Raw genomic sequence first — 17282 nt, 5'->3', positions numbered from 1 at the left:
GTGTACCGGATCGGCGGCTGACCTGCGCCTCTACAACGGCCAGGGGCCCGGCGCGCGATCCGCGCCGGGCCCCTGGCCGTTCGTCACACCGCCGCTCTACATCCAGACGAACGGCTGCCCCGCCGCGTAGGACAGCGCGCGGGTGGCCTCGTCCAGGTTCGGTTCGCCGCTGCCGGTGGAGGTCGGCGTCGGGCCGGTGGCGCCGGGAGTGCCGGGGGCGGTGGCGCCGGCCGGGCGGGAGCTGGCGACGGTCACGTAGTGCCCGACCGCCTCGATCCGGGCCTCGCTGCCGGGCTTGCCGCCGCCGGACTGCGCGGGCGCGATGTTGGTGTCGGCGAGGATGAAGGCGACCGCGCCGGGCTTGGAGCGCAGGGCGTCGGCGGCCTTGGCGGCGGTGGACGGGTCGGCGAAGCGCAGCAGGGTGACGCTGGAGAGCACCGGGCGGTCGACACCGGTGAAGCTGACCGTCAGATAGGCCTGGCAGCCGCTGTCCTTGAGCAGCTCCTGGGTACGGTCCTGGAGCACCTCGTCGCACTTCTCGCCCTGCCGGATGCCGTTGCGCCGGGCCTTGTAGCCGATCGCCTCGACCGGGCGCTGGGCGGGGAACAGGTTGTCGGCGTTGAGGCCCTCGGGGTCGGTGGTGGGCGGCGGGGAGCCGACGACGGGGGGCGTGCGGGCGGAGTCCGCCTTGGACGGGCCCAGGCCGGGTATGTAGTCGCCGGGCGTGGGGCGGGTGATGACCCAGCCGCCGGCCACGACCACACCGATCACGACGACCCAGCCGACCGCCCGGCGGCCGGTCAGCCGCGGGCCGCGCCTGCGGGCCGCCGCCGTGGCGCCCGCGGTACCCCCGGTCCCTCCGGCACCCCCGCCGGTCCGCTGTCCTGCCCGGCCGTCCTGGCCCTCTCCCGGAGTCGGGGTGCGCTCCCCCTGCGTGGTCATGGCGCAGATTCTAAGCATCCGCCGAGTGGCCCTGGTCACTGGGTCGGGCGCTTGTCGATCTTCCCCCGCCCCGCCTCCGACCTACCCGCTGGTAACCGTCCGCCGACGCCGCCGTCAAGCGCGTGACCAGCGCCGACGCCGTGAGCTTCGACACTGTGGCAATCGGCACATCCTTCCGGGGATCTTCTGGTGGGTTTGCTCTGGCGCCATTCGAGCGCCAGCAGGCAGGATCGGCCCCATGGATCTGCTCGATACCCTCACCGCCAAGGGCCTGCGCGGCGAAGTCCCGACCCGCGAGGAGGCCCTGGCCGTCCTCGCCACCACCGACGACGAGCTGCTCGACGTGGTCGCCGCGGCCGGCAAGGTGCGCCGCCGCTGGTTCGGCCGCCGGGTCAAGCTCAACTACCTGGTGAACCTCAAGAGCGGGCTCTGCCCCGAGGACTGCTCCTACTGCTCGCAGCGGCTCGGGTCCAAGGCCGAGATCCTCAAGTACACCTGGCTCAAGCCGGACCAGGCCGCCGACGCCGCCCGCGCCGGGGTGGCCGGCGGCGCCAAGCGGGTCTGCCTGGTCGCCAGCGGCCGCGGCCCGACGGACCGTGACATCGACCGGGTCACCGACACCATGGCCGCCATCAAGGACGCCGACCCCGAGGTCGAGATCTGCGTCTGCCTCGGCCTGCTGTCCGACAACCAGGCCGAGCGCCTCAAGGCGGCCGGTGCCGACGCCTACAACCACAACCTCAACACCTCCGAGAACACCTACGGGGCCATCACCAAGACCCACACCTACGCGGACCGGGTCGACACGGTGCAGAAGGCGCACGGCGCCGGCCTGTCCGCCTGCTCCGGCCTGATCGCCGGCATGGGCGAGACCGACGAGGACCTGGTCGACGTGGTGTTCGCGCTGCGCGAGCTCGGCTCGGACTCCGTCCCGGTCAACTTCCTGATCCCCTTCGAGGGCACCCCGCTCGCCAAGGAGTGGAACCTCACCCCGCAGCGCTGCCTGCGCATCCTGGCGATGGTCCGCTTCGTCAACCCCGACACCGAGGTGCGGATCGCCGGCGGCCGCGAGGTCCACCTGCGCACCATGCAGCCGCTCGGCCTGCACATCGCCAACTCGATCTTCCTCGGCGACTACCTGACCAGCGAGGGCCAGGCCGGGCAGACCGACCTCGACATGATCAAGGACGCGGGCTTCGAGGTCGAGGGCGCCGGCGAGGCCACCCTGCCCCGCCACCGCGCCGACGTCGCCGCCGCTGCCACCGGCTCCGGTTGCGGCACCGCGGCCTCGGCCTGCGGCAGCGGCGGCGGCTGCGGGCCCTGTGGCGGGCACGAGCACGCGCCCCTCGCCGGGACCGCCCCGGCCCCGGCCTCGGAGGGCGCGGACGGCGCGAACGGCGAGCTGCGCGACGACCTGGTCAAGGTCCGCCGCCGCGGCGCCGGCACCGAACTCGCGCCCAACGCCTGACCCGCCCGACCCGCCTGACCCTCCAGCACCCTCCGGAGAGACCCACCATGTCCCAGCTGTCCGCGGACACGCTGCTCGCCCTCGACCGGGCGCACGTCTGGCACCCGTACGGGCCGATGCCCGGCACCGCCACCCCGTACGTGGTCGAATCCGCCGCGGGCGTCCGCCTGCGCCTGGCGGAGCCCGTCGCGGGCGGGCGGCGCGAACTGGTCGACGGCATGTCGTCCTGGTGGGCGGCGATCCACGGCTACCGCCACCCGGTGCTGGACGAGGCGGTGCGCGAGCAGCTGGGGCGGATGAGCCATGTGATGTTCGGCGGGCTCACCCACGAGCCCGCCGTCCGGCTGGCCGCCCGCCTGGTCGAGATCACCCCGGAGCCGCTCCAGCACGTCTTCCTCGCCGACTCCGGCTCGGTCGCGGTCGAGGTCGCGATGAAGATGTGCCTCCAGTACTGGCAGTCCACCGGCCGGCCCGGGAAGCGCCGACTGCTGACCTGGCGCGGCGGCTACCACGGCGACACCTTCCACCCCATGTCCGTCTGCGACCCCGACGGCGGGATGCACCACCTGTGGGGCGGGGTGCTGCCCGGGCAGCTCTTCGCCCCCCAGCCGCCGGCCGGCTTCGACGCCCCGCTCGACCCCGGATACGCTGCGGAGTTCGAGGAGTTGATGGCCCGTCACGCCGACGAGCTGGCCGCCGTCATCGTCGAACCGGTGGTCCAGGGCGCGGGCGGCATGCAGTTCCACTCCCCCGCCTACCTGCGGATGCTGCGCGAACTCTGCGACCGGTACGGCGTGCTGCTGGTCTTCGACGAGATCGCCACCGGCTTCGGCCGCAGCGGCACCCTGTTCGCCGCCGACCACGCGGGCGTCTCCCCGGACGTGATGTGCCTCGGCAAGGCGCTCACCGGCGGCTACCTCACGCTGGCCGCCGCCCTGTGCACCGGCGAGATCGCCGACGGCATCAGCCGCGGCGAGATGCCCGTCCTCGCCCACGGCCCGACCTTCATGGGCAACCCGCTGGCCTGCGCGGCCGCCAACGCCTCGCTGGACCTGCTGCTCGGGCAGGACTGGGCGGTCGAGGTCAAGCGCATCGAGGGCGGGCTGCGGGACGGCCTCGCGGCGGCGGCCCAGGTGCCGGGCGTACGCGACGTACGGGTCCAAGGGGCCATCGGCGTCGTGCAGTTGGACCACCCGGTGGACGTCCCGGCGGCCACCGAGGCCGCCGCCCGGGCGGGCGTCTGGCTGCGCCCCTTCCGGGACCTGATCTACACCATGCCCCCCTATGTGACGGAGGACCAGGACGTGGCACGCATCGCTGCCGCCGTGACCGCCGCGGCGGTGGCCGGATGACCGCGCGCATCCTGTTCGTGACCGGCACCAACACGGACGTCGGCAAGACCGTCGCCACCGCGGCCCTCGCCTCGGCCGCCCTGCACGGCGGCCGCAAGGTAGCCGTGCTCAAGCCCGGACAGACCGGCGTCGCGCCGGGCGAGCCGGGCGACGCCGCCGAAGTGCGGCGCCTGGCAGGCGAACTGACGATCCGTGAGCTGGCGCGCTACCCCGAGCCGCTGGCCCCCGACACCGCCGCCCGGCGGGCCGGGATGCCCTACCTCTCCCCCGCCGAGGTGGTCGCCGAGGTCACCGACCTCGCCGCCACCCACGACCTGGTGCTGGTCGAGGGCGCGGGCGGCCTGCTCGTCCGCTACGACGACGAAGGCCGCACGCTCGCCGACCAGGCCCGGGCCGTCCGGGCGGCGGGCCTGGACGCCGAGGTGCTGCTGATCGCCTCCGCCGGCCTGGGCACCCTCAACATCGTCTCGCTCACGGCCGAGGCCCTGGCCGCCCGCGAACTCCCGCTCGCCGGCGTCGTCATCGGCTCCTGGCCCGCCGAGCCCGGCCTCGCCGAACGCTGCAACCTCGCCGACCTGCCCCGCTCGGCCGGCGCCCCGCTGCTCGGCGCCCTGCCGGAGCGGGCCGGCGCGGCCGAGGACTTCGCGGCCCTCGCCACCGCCTCCCTGGCCCCCACGCTGGGCGGCCGCTGGAACGCGGAGCACTTCGCACACGTCCATCGGCCGGAACGGCCCTGACTTCGCTCGATGGAGTGATCCTGGCACCCGAATTGCAGATTCGGGCACCGGATGCTCAATAGCGTTGCCCGCATGACAGACGGGCTGAGCATGGACGAGGCCCTCCGGGCCTTGGCCGCCCTGGAGGCGGCCTGGAAGGACGACGACGAGGCGCTGGTCGCCCTCGCGACGGGCACGGCCGGGGAACGGTCGCTGCCGGCGCTGGTCGCCGCCTACGGCGAGCACGCGATGGACACGCTGATGGCCCTGGCCTTCGGGCTGCGCTCCAGCATGAGCGACGAGGAGATCGCCGAGCTCTCGGACGCCGTCAGCGCCAACATCGGCGCCCGGATGAGCGCCCTGCTCACCCAGACCCTCAAGGCCTGGGGCACCCTCACCCCGGCCGGCGACCTCACCATCACCAAGGTCATCGCCCACACCGTCATCGACGCGATGCGGGCCGTGACGGAGGACCCCAACAAGACCGAGGTGCTGCCACTGCTGGCGACCTTCCGCAACTACGCCCTCAACGGCGTCTGAGGAGCGGTCGGGGCCATGACCCCGCCGAGCGGCGGCGCCACGTTCATCGGGCGAGGGTGGAACGCCCCTCGTACGGGCTGTGCATGGTGAGGTAACGGATCTCCAAGTCCCGCTCCAGGTAGTCCATTCGGTGTTCCCAGAAGTCCCGGAGGTGCGGGAGGGCGAGGTGGGCGTCGAGGTCCTCCTGACTGCGCCAGGCCTCGTAGAAGACGAACACGCCCGGCTCGTCCCGGTCCTCGTGGAAGTGGTACTCGAGGCAGCCGGGTTCCCGGCGGGTCGGCTCGACGAAGGAGAGCAGGAGCCGGCGCAGGTCCTCCGCGCGCTCGGGCTTGGGGCGGGCGGTGCCGACGAGGGTGAAGGGCTGGTCCACAGGGGTCTCCGATCCAGAGGTATGACATTCGTCGTACCTCCCGTACGGTAGGGCCGCAGCAAGGTACGATGCAAGCCGTACCTGGAGGTGGTCACGATGCCCGACGACGAGGGGCACCCCGCACCGGAGGAGATCGAGCTCGGCAAGGTGCTGAGCGCGCTGGCCGACCCGCTACGCCGCCGCGTGGTGCGGGAACTGGCCGCCGGACCCGCCGGCGAGGCCCGCACCTGCAGTTCCTTCCAGCTGCCGGTCAGCAAGGCCACGGTCACCCACCACTTCCGGACCCTCCGCGAGGCCGGCCTCGTCCGCCAGGTCGACCGGGGCAACAGCCGGATGGCCACCCTCCGCCGGACCGACATCGAGCAGCGCTTCCCCGGCCTGCTGGCCCTCCTCACGGCGGAGGACGCGCCGGGCGGATGACCGATCGCCGGGCGGGCCCGGGCCCGGGCCCGGGTCAGCGGCGCTGGGTGGCGGGGCCGAAGCAGGCGACCAGGAAGCACAGGACGGCGGCGACCGCGGCGACGACCGGGCCCGCCTGCATGGACGGGGCGAAGCCCCCACCGTCCTGGAGCACCTTGTGGAACTGCACCAGCGAGCCGACGGCGGCCCCGGCCACCCCGGCCGCCAGCAGCAACGACAGCCCCGCCAACCGGACCTCCCGCGTGAGCAGGCGCAGCACGGACAGGCCGACCAGCACCAGGCCGAGCCACTGCAAGGCACCCATCCAGACATCGGCGCCGTCGGTCAACTCCCCCACCCACCGCGGGCTGTTCAGCAGATCGAAGCCGGACCACGACAGGTCACCGCTCTCCCCACTGTAAGAGGCCCACGGCAACGCCAGCGAGCCCACGGCCCCACCCGCGAGCAGCAACACCGCAACAGCATTGGCCCGGGACCCACCGGGACGCGACCGAGGAGCATACGACGGCTGCGGAGGCACAGTCATGCCCCCGAGGATCCGCCAACCCCCTTAGCCGGTCAAGGTGTTGAGCGCCGATCCCGTACGACCTCGTCAACGCGCCATGGCTCGGTCCAACTCGTGCACCTTCCTGCGCAGTTCCTCTCCCCAGGTCCATTGCTCCTCACTGCCGGATCCAGCAACGGTCATGGGGATCTGCACGTCTCGAAGGTCAGCAGCAGAAGTAGGGCCGGGCGGCTCTTCCCAGTGGATCTCGGCGCCTGCCCGCTCGGCGAGGGCCAGCGTCGTGAGGACGAATCCCTCGGTCAGAGCGCGCACGACGGCATGTCGAGTCCGTCGGTGCCGAGCCAGGATCGCATTGGCGAAGACCCCGAGCACGGCTGGTTCGATCTGACATTCGTCCGCCTCCATCGGGCCGATGCCGGACGGGAGGCCGAGTTCCTCCTCGAAGATCTCCACCTGGCGGAGGAACAACCGGGATGCCCCAGTGGACGGATTCCAGAGGGGGCCTTCGTCGCCTCGTGGTCGCCGCTTTGGTTGCAGTTGCCTCGGCGGTCGCCGGAGTTCACCGCCAACCACCCGACCCGGGCCTCACGAACCGTGACGCCAGAGCTTCATCACATGCTCAGCCTTCTCGGGCCCGTACATCGCGACGAAGGGCGCCGCGAAGGCGACAACTTCTGCCAGCGTGCCCGTCGTACCGGACAACCCCCACGTGCTCACCCACCAGAGGATGAGCACACCAGACACCGCACAACCGAGCGATCGGAAGCGCTCCCAGTCCCTGGCCGGGGACTCGACCAGCTTGTCCTCTGGGTAGAGGGCAGCGAGCTTCCCAGATGAGAAATTCTCCGAGATTGTCGCCAACATCGTGGCAAGCTCACGGCGCCCCTCCTCCGGCGACGTATCGATCTTGAGCTCTGCGGCGTACAGGGTGGCCGCGACACGGGCCCCATGGCGCTTGATCTGCCGTCGCCGGGCCTTGGCGAGGTGCAGGTGACTACGGTGCATCCGCAGCAAAGCCCGCCCCGCAGCATTGACTGTGGTGGAGACCGTAGGAACAGCCAGGAGGCCGTTGGGCCCCTCAAGGACGAAGCCCGGGGGGTTCGAGTTCGTGTCTATACGCACAGCTCGCTGCATGCCGGCATCCAACGCGCACGCGATGATTGCATTCGCGCATTTGACTGGTACGGCATTTCGAGGAAAGAGCGCAAAAACGCCGTATGGCGACCGGGACGCCATCCAGTAGATCAACACGGCGCCCATCACCGCTCCGATGGCCCGTCCAAGTGCCAGATGATCAAGTACCCGGCGAGGGAAGTCCGGGTCTGCGGCCTGCAGAAGGCCGACTTGCACGCCTACCCAGTCGACCGCGCTCAGGCAACCAAGGGCAAGACTCCGACTTGGCGAAGCGGAACCACCAGCGCTTGGGAGCACGGCAAACCCCACTGGAGCCACCATGACCAGCATGAGTGCCGCCTCGCCTCGTGACGAGTCGGACAGCTTTTGACCCGTTGCCTCCATCTGAAGGTCACGAATCCCCAACCCATCCAGGGCACGGAGCATATCGGCCCACCTCTTGCGGGCCATCGAATCCGTCATGCGACGCCACCTGGCGCGCGGGGTTCGAGCAACGCGAACAGCTTGTGACACAGCTACCTCCCCCGGCTCCTTGCTGCCGCAATAACCGCGCACAGTCTCACACAATGGAGCTGTCCGGACCGGGAGTTCACGACAAGCCAGTTCAGGTCAATCCGGATTGTGGCCGCACGTAACAAGGGTCCAGCGTCCAACCGGGCAGGGAGGTTGGAACCTGGACCCTCGACCGCGACTACCAGTCGCTGGTGTCGCCGAACTTCCCGGGGTTCCGGGCTCGGTCGGCGGCCTGCTCCACCGCCTCCGCGAATGCCGCCGCGACGGCGGACTTGTCCGTACCGCAGACCTGGGCCTCGACGAGTTGCTCAGGGCTGGGTCTGCGGGCCGTACGCCAGGACATAGAGCGATCGGTGTAGAGGTCTGCCCCGAAGTCCCAGGCGGCCACCGACCACTGCTCAGGCAGCGACAGGTCCACCCGCTCACCGCCTGGGCGGAACACCGCGTAGGCGTGGAAGACGACCTGCTGGTCGGACTCGCAGTCCCGAACCGCCCGAGGTCCGCCGGGGCCTTCTTGGTCCCACTTCTCCTGCTCCCAGACCTCGACCTCGGCTGGGTGGCCGTGCCGTTCCCGGATTCCAGTACTCGACGAGAGCCGGGGCATGCTGGTCGAGCCGGAACGGAACGAGCCTCTGGCCGACGTTGGCAACGAAGACCGCCGCCTGTCCCGAAACGGGCGCCGACGACGCTGGCCGGGCCGATCCACAGGACCCGCGCCCACTGCTGCCGCAGTAGAGCCAGCAGAACCCGTCGACCCACTGGTTGCCGTCGTCGGTGGTGGGCGGGGCGGGTACGCCGCCCCGCGCGAACTCGGCGATGCCGGGGATCACCATGTATGGCACGGCCAGCTCGGTCACCGCGGGTTCACCTCCCCGGTACGGTCTCGCCGCCAGGCGGGGCGGTCGATCGGTCGAGCGCGCTCGTCGTGTCGAGCCCGCCGATCGGTGTCCACTCATGCTCCAGGATCGAGTAGATGATCGAGTCGCGCCAAGCACCACGGACGAAAACGTGGTCGCGGATGCGACCGTCCTCGGTCATACCGGCGCGCAGGAGCGTCCGTGCGGATGCTTCGTTGAGTGGGGCGCGGGCGGCCCAGATGCGGTGCAGACCAAGGACGTTGAAGCCGAACGCGCACAGCAGGCGGACGGTCTCGGTGCCGAGTCCCTTACCCCACTCGGCGGCGTGGAGGGCGAAGCCGATGGTGGCGGCCTCCTGCGGCTCGGTGGCCAGGCGGGCATACCCGATCAGCCGGTGTTCGCCGAGGCGGGTGATGGCCAGGCAGTACTCGGTCCTGGGGCTGGCGTTCGCGGCGGCGATGGAGCGGTCCGTGATCGCCTGGACCTGCTCGCGGGTGCGGGGTTCGAAGCTGAGGTGCCGGGTGGCCTCGGGGTCGCCATAGACGGCCAGGAGGTCGTCGGTGTCCTCGGGTTCGACTTCGCGCATCGCCAGGCGGGGGCCGGCCAGGTGAACTGGGTTCATGGCCGCGGAGCCTACCTGCGCGTTCACCGGATGAGGACGGACGTCGGGCTGGCGGTGAACGCCTCGATCTCATCGCGCAGGTCGGCCGCCACGCCGGTGGCCCGTCGACCGCCGGAGGGCAGCGCGGCGTGGACGCGCTGGGCACTGCTGGTGATGCCGAAGTTCCGCTGCTCGACGGGGAGGTCGAGCACGGGGCGGACGGCCTCGGCGGCTCCGTCGATCTCGCCGCGGGCGAGGCGGGCGAGCGCGAGGTCGCTCTGGGCGCCGGCCTCGTCGCCGAAGGCCCATTCCTCCTCGGAGGCGGTGCGGTAGGCGGTGACGGCGGCCTCGGACTGGCTCTCACCGAGGGCGGCGTCCTCGCCGAGCTGCACGGTGGCCTCGGCTACGTAGTAGAGCTGGCGGGGCTCCGGGAAGGTCATGATGCCGCCGAAGCCGTCCAGGTCGTCGGGCTGGACGGTGGCGCGGGCATCCTCTGCGCGCTGGATGGCGGCGCGGGTGGCCTCCCCGTCACCGAGGAGCGCATGGGCGCGGGCGGAGAGACAGGCCAGCCACACGCTGGTGGTGCCCCGAACGCTGCCGGCAGCAGCCTGCCCGAGGTCGGCATAGTCGGCGGCCTCAGCCGGGCGGCCGGCCCAGTAGGAGATGAGCGACTGGAGCGAGCGGACCCAGGCGCGCATGGCGTGGTGGTCCGCGTTGTCGGCGCAGACGAAGGCGGTGCGGGCCTGCATCATCGCGGCGCTCGGGTTGCCCAGGTCGTGGCTGGCCTTGGCGAGCATGCCGGAGGTGATCCCGGCGAGCAGGTACAGCTCGCGGGCCTGCAGGGGCTTGACCCGGCCGTGCTCCAACAGCCGGAAGGTGAGGTCCTGGACCTCGACCAGGTCGCCGAGCAGGGTCGGCAGCGCCAGCTTCGGGTAGGCGACGGTCAGCCGCCGGACCTCGTCGTGGATCTGTCCCAGAGTCTCCGGGCCGATGCTGCTGCCCTCCGCCATCGCGGTGAACCGAAGTGCACGACGAGCCGCCATTGCGACCTGCCTTTCCAATTCCGTGGTGCCCGCGTCGAAGCGGGTCTCGCTGTTGGACGGGCCACCAGCAGGCAGTACCGCTGCCTGCTCGGAGGGGAGAAGGACAGGGACCGGCCGTGGCGGCGGGACGACGAACGAGGCGGCGGTTGCGGGCGCAGGCAGCGAAGCGGCCGGTGCGGGCGCGAGAAGCTGCGCGACGCTGACACCGAACATGGCCTCCAGCACTCGGCACTGATCCGGGTAGGGGCGGGTCTTCACCGCGCCGCCGTACCAGCGCTCGAACTGCCGCTTGGAGACCGACAAGCCCCGGAGCCGGGGGTCGTTCTCCTGCTCGGCGGCCGAGTTCGCCGTCGCCTCGAACCGGAGGCGGAAGGTCTCGTAGACCTGCCAGTGCCGCTGCAGCGTCAAGACCCTTAAGAGCGTTGGAGTTTCGACCACTGCGGATCCTCTCCGTCCCCGTTCGTCTGCTCTGACGATAGCCATGGTCAGGCGGCAGGAAACACGTTCGAGGATCGTACGGGCCAGATGACGGCAGCCATGACGGTGGTCATGACGCACGATGTCGTCTGCCGCGCGAACCAGCTCCGGTGACGACGCCGCCACGACGGCGGCGATGTCGTATCCATGCCCAATCCCCCGCCGCCATGCTGAACAGCCTTCGCAATCCGCGCACAACCGACAGCGAAGCGTGAGATCGAGGTGGGAGGGATCCGATGGACAACGCCACGACCGAAGGCACCGCCGAAGCGCGGTCCCTGGCGGATACCGAGACGACCGCAACTGCCGAAGAAGGCCGCCTCACTCGCACCGGGCGTGGCCCGGGTCTGACCGTCCGCACTTTCAGCGTCGCCCAGGACGGCACCCGCTACGACGACTCCGGCGTGACCAGCGCCTACCCGGGCCCCGACGAGTACGTCGCCCGGATCAAGGTCTGGCCCGCCTGCACTTGCCCGCAGCATCGCGCCGGCTGATCCGCGCGAGTCGCACCCACCAACACGGGGGCGCAACAACGCCCCAACCCTTTTCCACTCGCTCGCCCGAGAGGAGAACCAGCCATGCACCGGCTGACCGACGCGCCCGCGCTGCACACCGAACTGGAGCGCATCGACTACCGCACCACCCCCGCGTACTACATCGACACCGAGCAGATCACCGACCCGGTGGTGCTGCACCTGCTGAGCCGCTGCCCGACCGTTTTCGGCATCAAGAAGGCCATCACCGACCTGCTGGCCGGCAGCCTGGACATCCCGCTGCCGGAGGCCACCGGAGCCATCGAGCCCGGCGCCACCGTTCGGGGCCACGTGATCGTGGCGCCCGGAGCCGTCATCGCCGAAGGCGCGTACGTCACCGGTCCTGTGCTGGTCTGCCCCGGCGCGGTGATCGAGGCCGGCGCCCGGGTGCGCGACAACACCGTCGTCGGCCCCGGCTGCCGCATCGGCTTCGGCGCCGAGGTCACCCGCTCCTTGCTGACCGAGGGCGTCTTCATGAAGCACACCAGCTTCGTCGGGGACTCCGTGCTCGGCCTCGGCGTCAACATCGGCGCGTTCGTGTCCACCACCGGCCTGCGGGTCACCTCCGGGCCGGTCACCGAACCGGCCACCGAAGAGGTCTGCGCTCACCTCGACGGCCGGCGAATCGCCACCGGCCAGACGAAGTTCGGCGCGGTGATCGGCGACGGCGTGATCGTTCCCGCCGGCACCGTGCTCCAGCCCGCCACCCTGATCGGCGCGCACACCCTGCTCTATCCGAAGACCCAGGTCGGGGGTTTCTTCCCGGCCGGAAGCCAGGGAAGGTGACCATGCCCACCACCGACACCACGACGACGACCGGCCAGCGGGCCGTGCGGATCACCGGCGGCCGGCGCCTGGCCGGTACCGCCGCCGTCCAGGGCAGCAAGAACATCGCCTTGCACCTGTACGCCGCCGCGATCCTCGCTGACGACCCGCTCACCCTGGCCGGCGCACCCGAGATCCTGGACACCCTGGTAGTCGCCGACATCCTGCACCGCACCGGCACCCGCGCCACTGTGACCGGAGACGAGTTCGCTACCCGACCGGCCGACTCCTACTTCTCCGTCATCCCGGACGACCTCGGACGGCGCATCCGCACCACCGCAGTGATGGGCGGAGCTCTGCTGGCCCGCGCCGGCAAGGTCACCTTCCCCACCCCCGGCGGGGACGCCTTCTGCGCCCGCTACATCGACCGGCACCTGGCCGCGATGGAAGCCGCCGGGGCCGAGGTCGAGGTGAACCGGGGCCGGGTGCGGGCCCGCTTCACTGGCAAGCGCCTGCCGTTCGTCACCGACGCCGAGACCCGCTCGTGGGGGCCGAGCCTGGGTGCGACGGTCACCGCGATGCTGCTGGCCGCCCGCACCCCGGGCACCTCCGCGATCCTCAACCCCAGTGTGGAGCCCGAGGTCACCCACACCGCCGCCCTGCTCTCGCAGGCCGGCGTCGGCATCGAGTGGCGGGGCAGGACGGCCCTGAACGTCACCGGCACCGACCGCATCCGGGGCGGGGTGTTCACCGTGCCGCCGGACCGGCTGGAGGCCGCCACCCTCGCGCTGGCCGCCGCCATCACCGGCGGCACCGTCCATCTGGACGGCTTCCCGCCGGCCGCGTTCCCGGACGGGCTGGTGTCGGTGTTCGCCGACGCCGGAATCCAGCTCGACCCGCTGGACGGCGGCACGACCGTCAGCACCCCGGCCGGGCCTCGGCCGGTGCATATGGCCACCGGCCCGCACCCCGGCTTCCCGACCGACGTGCAGCCGCAGCTGACCGCCTTCCTCACCCAGGCCGAGGGCGCCTCCCGCATTGACGAGCGGATCTACACACAGCGCGACACCCACCTGCCGGCCCTGGCAGCGTTCGGCGCGGCCGTCAACGCGACCGGCTCGGTCATCACCGTCCGGGGCCGGTCCGCCCTCACCGGCGCCGGCGTGGCCGGGGAGGACATCCGGGCGGTGACCGCTCTCGTGATCGCCGCCCTCGCCGCCGAGGGCACCTCTACGATCCGAGGGATGTATCACCTGCGGCGCGGATACGGCAGCCTGCTGCCGAAGTTGGCCGCGCTCGGTGCCGACCTGACGATCGACCAGGAGTAGCCGTGACCAACGCCGCGCTGTGGAAGCCGAACGCGCTCGCCGACCTGCGTGAGTGCCTGGACCTGATGACCGCTGACGGCTCCGTGCCCGGCGGAGTCATCGCCCACGGCACCTTCGACACCGAGCCCGGCTACCTGGCCTCCGGCGTCGTCGCCCCCGAGTGCGGCGACGCCCGGCCGGGGCCGGACACGGTGTACGACGCGGCCTCGCTGACCAAGGTCCTGGCCACCTGGTCCCTGGTCGGTACCTCCCTTATGGGCGACTTCACCCTGGACACCCCGGTCCGCGACCTGCTGGCCGGCATCCCGGCCGAGGCGCCCGGCGGCCAGGTGACGGTCAGCCAGATCTTGGCCCACACCTCCGGCCTGCGGGCCGACACCCGCCTCGACCAGTACCGGAACCATGCCGAGCCGCTCGCCGAACTGATCTGCGGGGAGCCGCTGATCGCCGATCCCGGAGCCGGTCACCGCTACATCAACCGCGGCTTCATCCTCCTCGGCCTGGCCCTGGCCCACTACCGATGCCGGCGCCTGGACGAGCTGGCGTCCGAACTCTGGCAGGGCCTCGGCATGACCAGCACGACCTACGGACCGGTGCCCCGCTCCGCTCAGGTCGCCCCGACCGAGCAGCGGCTGACCGGCGGGCCCCGGCTGTGGGGCATGCCGCACGACGACAACGCCGCCCTGCTCGGCGGAGTCGCCGGCCATGCCGGGGTGTTCACCACCCCGGCCGACCTCGCCACCTTCGCCACCCATCTGCTGTCCTCGCACGCCACCGGCGGGCCCCTGGGCCGCTGGCTCGCCTACAGCCTGCGGCCGCAGGCCGAGATCGAGCCGGGCCTCGACCGTGGCCTGGCCTGGATCCTCGCCGACGAGGGCCGGGTCGCCTACCACCACGGCTTCACCGGCACCAGCCTCTACCTCGCCCCGACCACCGGCCGCTACCTGACCATCTGCACCAACGCCGTCTACCACCACCAGGACAACCGCACCCGCCTCGCCCCGCTGCGGAGCCTCGCCCTGAAGGCGATCACCGACGAATCCTAGGAGGCCCACCCGTGCCCAGCACCACGCTCGCGTCCCTCACCACCCTGCGGCTCGGCGGTCCGGCCAGCGACGTCCTGCAGGTCGCCGACCCCGACGACTGGTTCGAACTGGTCCGCACGATCGGCGACCGGCAGGAGGACGCGCCCCTCACCCTCGGCCACGGAAGCAATGTCATCGCCTCCGACACCGGCCACGAGGGCACCGTCGCCGTGATGAACACCCGGGGTATCACCGTGAAGCGGGTGGCCGACGACACGGTGGCCGCGACCGTCCAGGCCGGCCACCCGCTCGCCGACCTCGTCCAGTGGGCCGCAGCCGAACACCTCGCCGGAATCGAGTGCCTGGCCGGAATACCCGGCACGGTCGGGGCCGCACCCGTCCAGAACGCCGGCGCCTACGGCCAGCAGGTCTCCGACACCCTCGACCACCTCACCGCCTGGGACTGGGACATGGGCCGCCTGCGAACCCTGCCCGCCCAGGCATGCCGCCTCCGCCACCGCGACAGCCGCTTCAAGAACGACCCCGGCCGCTGGACCATCCTCACCGCGACGTTCCACCTCACCCGCTCACCGGCTGCCCCGATTACCTACCAGCCGCTCGCCGACGAACTCGGCGTCCACGTCGGCGCCCGACCGCCCGTGGCCGAGGTGACCGCCGCCGTCCTCGCCAACCGCCACCGCCGCGGACTCCTCCTCGACCCCCACGGCCCCGACGCCCGCCAGGCCGGATCGGTCTTCCTCAACCCACCCGTCACCGCCGCCCAGGCCGCCCGTTGGTCGGCTGCCGACTGCCCGGTCCACACCGACAGCGACGGGCAGCTGCGGGCCAGCGCCGGCTGGCTGCTGGAGCACACCGGCTACCGGCCCGGCTACAAGATCGCAGACGGCATCCGCTGCTCGGAACGCCGCACCCTCACCCTCACCGCCCACGACGGAGCGACCGCAACGAGCTTCACCCAGGCCCTCACCGAACTCTCGGCGCAGGTCGAGATCGCAACCGGGATCAAGCTCCGGCCCGAGCCGACGTTGGTCGGCGCCTGGGCATAAGGAGTCCTGTAGGAACCAAGACCTCCATGACCGCCGAGACCGTGCCCCTCTGCACCGTCATCAGCAGCCACGGCGACGGCAGGCGTCGGCACTTCACCCGAGGCACCGGCGACCCACCGCTGCACGCCTGTTACCGCCCCGAATGGCGCTTCCGCGCCGCCCCCAACAACCAGCAACAGACCAAGGAGACAAGGTGATCGAGGTGCGGCCCAGCCAGCAGATGCAGTCCCTCGGCGTCGTCCAACAGGGCACGCCCATCCTCAACCGCCCCGCCGAGCCCTTCGACCTCCCGGCCGAACGCGCCGTCGCCCAGGCAGTGATCGACGAACTGTTCACCGCCGTCGACCGGATCGGCCGCGTCCACTCCTTCGCCAAGGGCATGGGTCTCGCCGCCCCACAGATCGGCATCCCCCGCGCAGCCGCCCTCGTCCTGCCCCCGACCGCCGGCGCCGAGCCGATCATCCTGCTCAACCCGAAGATCACCGCCGTCTCCGAGGAGACCGACGAACAGTACGAGGGCTGCCTCAGCTTCTTCGACGTCCGCGGCTTGGTCCCCCGCCCACTCCGCATGGACGTCACCGCCACCACCCTCGACGGCACCAGTACCACCGTCACCTACGAGTTCGGCCTCGCCCGCCTCATCGCCCACGAGATCGACCACCTCGACGGCCACCTCTACACCGACCGCATGCGCCCCGATGTCCACCCGATCCCAGTCGAGGAGTACCGAGGGACCGGCTCGACCTGGGCCTACTGAGCACGGCGTCGCACTGAGGTTGGCTACCTCCGTTCGCACAGCATGGCCGACCGCCGCATTGGTTTGCGAACATCAAGCAGCGAGCAGGATCGAGCCGGTCGTGTGTCGCACGTCTCGCAAGAGGTTCTGTTTGAAGCCGTCCCACAGCAAGTCTCGTTCCAGCAAGCCAACCAGCCCGCCAGCCGAGGATGCCCTCCGCCGTCCCCTCGCGAAGGCGCCCCCGGAGCAGCGCAAGCTCCCGGATGGCAGCGCCACAGAGACACTCCTGATCAGCATGATCCGTGAATGGAGCGAGATCGGCGGAGGCTACGTCCGGTGCGAGATGATCGGTGGTCGGCGGGTTCGCCTGTCCGACGACTCGTGCGTCATCGGCGACTACCGCACGACGGGCCTGAGCACGGACATGTGTGCGCTCAGTGACCACGCAGCAGCTCGGCTGTTCGCGTCTGGCTACGAGGGCCTGGTCTCCAATAACGCACCGCCAGTAAGTACTTGGATCGCACCACAACGCTGGTCGACGCGATCCCCGTCATGCTCGCCGTCCTCGACCGCAAGTTGACCGGCAACGCCGCGATCCTAAGCTGGTACCTGCGAACTCCGCGTTCGCCTGGGCTCTGCCTCCACCACTCGGCCGGTGACGGAGTCCCCTTCTGTGGATCGACCAGTTGTGCCGACGCCGCCCCGGACAGCGCGTGCGACTGCACCTGCAGAGGAAAGAACCACAGCCCTGGCAGGGGAGTGCTCCGCCCTCCACAACCCAAGCGACCTGACTGGCCCTCGATGCCAATGCCTCGGTGGCAGTCGGGCTTTGGCACCGTGGAGGTCGACCCCGCAGACCGCCGCGTCGCCGAGCGCGATCCCTCCAGCCG

The 17282-nt window shown here is 71.2% G+C and carries 20 protein-coding genes; 12 read left to right on the top strand and 8 right to left on the bottom strand.

Annotation, left to right across the window (positions count from 1 at the left end):
- Positions 1–96 precede the first annotated feature (96 nt).
- Positions 97–942 carry a hypothetical protein gene (locus ACFV8H_RS18250; RefSeq protein WP_380400890.1) on the bottom strand — a complete coding sequence of 282 codons (846 nt, stop codon included), beginning with the start codon at positions 940–942 and terminating at the stop codon, positions 97–99.
- Positions 943–1180: 238 nt separating this feature from the next.
- On the opposite strand from ACFV8H_RS18250, the gene bioB reads away from it, so the two are divergent.
- From bioB to ACFV8H_RS18230, 4 genes are all read left to right on the top strand, one after another.
- Positions 1181–2410 carry a biotin synthase BioB gene (bioB, locus tag ACFV8H_RS18245; protein ID WP_380400888.1) on the top strand — a complete coding sequence of 410 codons (1230 nt, stop codon included), beginning with the start codon at positions 1181–1183 and terminating at the stop codon, positions 2408–2410.
- A 47-nt stretch (positions 2411–2457) separates the two neighbouring features.
- Positions 2458–3762: an adenosylmethionine--8-amino-7-oxononanoate transaminase gene (locus ACFV8H_RS18240; protein WP_380400886.1), complete on the top strand. Its 1305-nt coding sequence runs from the start codon at positions 2458–2460 to the stop codon at positions 3760–3762.
- Positions 3759–4499 carry a dethiobiotin synthase gene (gene bioD / locus ACFV8H_RS18235; RefSeq protein ID WP_380400884.1) on the top strand — a complete coding sequence of 247 codons (741 nt, stop codon included), beginning with the start codon at positions 3759–3761 and terminating at the stop codon, positions 4497–4499. The genes ACFV8H_RS18240 and bioD overlap by 4 nt, the downstream gene beginning before the upstream one ends.
- 72 nt (positions 4500–4571) lie before the next feature.
- Entirely contained in the window at positions 4572–5018 is a 447-nt protein-coding gene (locus ACFV8H_RS18230; RefSeq protein WP_380400883.1) for a hypothetical protein, read from the top strand.
- Between the two features lie 43 nt (positions 5019–5061).
- Here the strand turns inward: ACFV8H_RS18230 and ACFV8H_RS18225 are convergent, their stop codons facing one another.
- Complete coding sequence (locus ACFV8H_RS18225) at positions 5062–5388, bottom strand: putative quinol monooxygenase (RefSeq protein ID WP_380400881.1); 327 nt, start codon at positions 5386–5388, stop codon at positions 5062–5064.
- A 96-nt stretch (positions 5389–5484) separates the two neighbouring features.
- Here ACFV8H_RS18225 and ACFV8H_RS18220 point away from each other — a divergent pair, with 96 nt between their 5' ends.
- Positions 5485–5808 (top strand): ArsR/SmtB family transcription factor, encoded by a 324-nt coding sequence (locus ACFV8H_RS18220; RefSeq protein WP_380400879.1) that lies wholly within the window; start codon positions 5485–5487, stop codon positions 5806–5808.
- 34 nt (positions 5809–5842) lie between these two features.
- Here ACFV8H_RS18220 and ACFV8H_RS18215 read toward each other — a convergent pair whose 3' ends face one another.
- The 6 genes from ACFV8H_RS18215 to ACFV8H_RS18190 all read right to left on the bottom strand — a co-directional run bounded on the left by ACFV8H_RS18215 (position 5843) and on the right by ACFV8H_RS18190 (position 10869).
- Entirely contained in the window at positions 5843–6112 is a 270-nt protein-coding gene (locus tag ACFV8H_RS18215) for a hypothetical protein (protein WP_380400877.1), read from the bottom strand.
- A gap of 288 nt (positions 6113–6400) precedes the next feature.
- Positions 6401–6886: a DUF6086 family protein gene (locus ACFV8H_RS18210; protein WP_380400875.1), complete on the bottom strand. Its 486-nt coding sequence runs from the start codon at positions 6884–6886 to the stop codon at positions 6401–6403.
- Between the two features lie 12 nt (positions 6887–6898).
- Positions 6899–7909, bottom strand: coding sequence for a hypothetical protein (locus tag ACFV8H_RS18205; protein WP_380400873.1), 1011 nt, complete (start codon positions 7907–7909; stop codon positions 6899–6901).
- Between the two features lie 229 nt (positions 7910–8138).
- Positions 8139–8564 carry a hypothetical protein gene (locus ACFV8H_RS18200; RefSeq protein ID WP_380400872.1) on the bottom strand — a complete coding sequence of 142 codons (426 nt, stop codon included), beginning with the start codon at positions 8562–8564 and terminating at the stop codon, positions 8139–8141.
- Between the two features lie 260 nt (positions 8565–8824).
- Positions 8825–9439 carry a GNAT family N-acetyltransferase gene (locus ACFV8H_RS18195; RefSeq protein ID WP_380400895.1) on the bottom strand — a complete coding sequence of 205 codons (615 nt, stop codon included), beginning with the start codon at positions 9437–9439 and terminating at the stop codon, positions 8825–8827.
- A 23-nt stretch (positions 9440–9462) separates the two neighbouring features.
- Complete coding sequence (locus ACFV8H_RS18190) at positions 9463–10869, bottom strand: hypothetical protein (RefSeq protein WP_380400870.1); 1407 nt, start codon at positions 10867–10869, stop codon at positions 9463–9465.
- 305 nt (positions 10870–11174) lie between these two features.
- On the opposite strand from ACFV8H_RS18190, the gene ACFV8H_RS18185 reads away from it, so the two are divergent.
- The 7 genes from ACFV8H_RS18185 (at position 11175) to ACFV8H_RS18155 (ending at position 16413) form a co-directional block, all read left to right on the top strand.
- Complete coding sequence (locus ACFV8H_RS18185) at positions 11175–11432, top strand: hypothetical protein (RefSeq protein ID WP_380400868.1); 258 nt, start codon at positions 11175–11177, stop codon at positions 11430–11432.
- Between the two features lie 84 nt (positions 11433–11516).
- On the top strand, positions 11517–12257 hold the full coding sequence (locus ACFV8H_RS18180) for a hypothetical protein (protein ID WP_380400866.1): 741 nt from the start codon (positions 11517–11519) through the stop codon (positions 12255–12257).
- A gap of 2 nt (positions 12258–12259) precedes the next feature.
- Positions 12260–13564, top strand: coding sequence for a UDP-N-acetylglucosamine 1-carboxyvinyltransferase (locus tag ACFV8H_RS18175; RefSeq protein ID WP_380400865.1), 1305 nt, complete (start codon positions 12260–12262; stop codon positions 13562–13564).
- 2 nt (positions 13565–13566) lie between these two features.
- A complete protein-coding gene (locus ACFV8H_RS18170; protein ID WP_380400863.1) occupies positions 13567–14610 on the top strand; it encodes a serine hydrolase domain-containing protein in 1044 nt (347 codons plus the stop codon).
- An 11-nt stretch (positions 14611–14621) separates the two neighbouring features.
- The gene (locus ACFV8H_RS18165) at positions 14622–15656 is read left to right on the top strand and encodes a UDP-N-acetylmuramate dehydrogenase (RefSeq protein WP_380400861.1); all 1035 of its coding nucleotides are present in this window, start codon (positions 14622–14624) and stop codon (positions 15654–15656) included.
- A gap of 26 nt (positions 15657–15682) precedes the next feature.
- Positions 15683–15853 (top strand): hypothetical protein, encoded by a 171-nt coding sequence (locus tag ACFV8H_RS18160; protein WP_380400859.1) that lies wholly within the window; start codon positions 15683–15685, stop codon positions 15851–15853.
- The gene (locus ACFV8H_RS18155; RefSeq protein WP_380400857.1) at positions 15850–16413 is read left to right on the top strand and encodes a peptide deformylase; all 564 of its coding nucleotides are present in this window, start codon (positions 15850–15852) and stop codon (positions 16411–16413) included. The genes ACFV8H_RS18160 and ACFV8H_RS18155 overlap by 4 nt, the downstream gene beginning before the upstream one ends.
- Positions 16414–17282: the final 869 nt, after the last annotated feature.

The sequence above is a fragment of the Kitasatospora sp. NPDC059827 genome, from assembly GCF_042731675.1.
Taxonomy (GTDB): Bacteria; Actinomycetota; Actinomycetes; order Streptomycetales; family Streptomycetaceae; genus Kitasatospora.
Note: the sequence above shows the minus strand (reverse complement) of the source record. Positions and strands in the feature narration are given on the sequence as shown.

What these genes read in the sequence shown, in the direction of transcription:
- bioD (WP_380400884.1), top strand. Translation starts at nt 3,759, where the DNA reads ATGACCGCGCGCATCCTGTTCGTGACCGGCACCAACACGGACGTCGGC.
- ACFV8H_RS18175 (WP_380400865.1), top strand. Translation starts at nt 12,260, where the DNA reads ATGCCCACCACCGACACCACGACGACGACCGGCCAGCGGGCCGTGCGG.
- ACFV8H_RS18185 (WP_380400868.1), top strand. Translation starts at nt 11,175, where the DNA reads ATGGACAACGCCACGACCGAAGGCACCGCCGAAGCGCGGTCCCTGGCG.
- ACFV8H_RS18230 (WP_380400883.1), top strand. Translation starts at nt 4,572, where the DNA reads ATGACAGACGGGCTGAGCATGGACGAGGCCCTCCGGGCCTTGGCCGCC.
- ACFV8H_RS18180 (WP_380400866.1), top strand. Translation starts at nt 11,517, where the DNA reads ATGCACCGGCTGACCGACGCGCCCGCGCTGCACACCGAACTGGAGCGC.
- ACFV8H_RS18205 (WP_380400873.1), bottom strand. Translation starts at nt 7,909, where the DNA reads ATGACGGATTCGATGGCCCGCAAGAGGTGGGCCGATATGCTCCGTGCC.
- ACFV8H_RS18195 (WP_380400895.1), bottom strand. Translation starts at nt 9,439, where the DNA reads ATGAACCCAGTTCACCTGGCCGGCCCCCGCCTGGCGATGCGCGAAGTC.
- ACFV8H_RS18220 (WP_380400879.1), top strand. Translation starts at nt 5,485, where the DNA reads ATGCCCGACGACGAGGGGCACCCCGCACCGGAGGAGATCGAGCTCGGC.
- ACFV8H_RS18250 (WP_380400890.1), bottom strand. Translation starts at nt 942, where the DNA reads ATGACCACGCAGGGGGAGCGCACCCCGACTCCGGGAGAGGGCCAGGAC.
- bioB (WP_380400888.1), top strand. Translation starts at nt 1,181, where the DNA reads ATGGATCTGCTCGATACCCTCACCGCCAAGGGCCTGCGCGGCGAAGTC.
- ACFV8H_RS18215 (WP_380400877.1), bottom strand. Translation starts at nt 6,112, where the DNA reads ATGGGTGCCTTGCAGTGGCTCGGCCTGGTGCTGGTCGGCCTGTCCGTG.
- ACFV8H_RS18240 (WP_380400886.1), top strand. Translation starts at nt 2,458, where the DNA reads ATGTCCCAGCTGTCCGCGGACACGCTGCTCGCCCTCGACCGGGCGCAC.
- ACFV8H_RS18200 (WP_380400872.1), bottom strand. Translation starts at nt 8,564, where the DNA reads ATGCCCCGGCTCTCGTCGAGTACTGGAATCCGGGAACGGCACGGCCAC.
- ACFV8H_RS18160 (WP_380400859.1), top strand. Translation starts at nt 15,683, where the DNA reads ATGACCGCCGAGACCGTGCCCCTCTGCACCGTCATCAGCAGCCACGGC.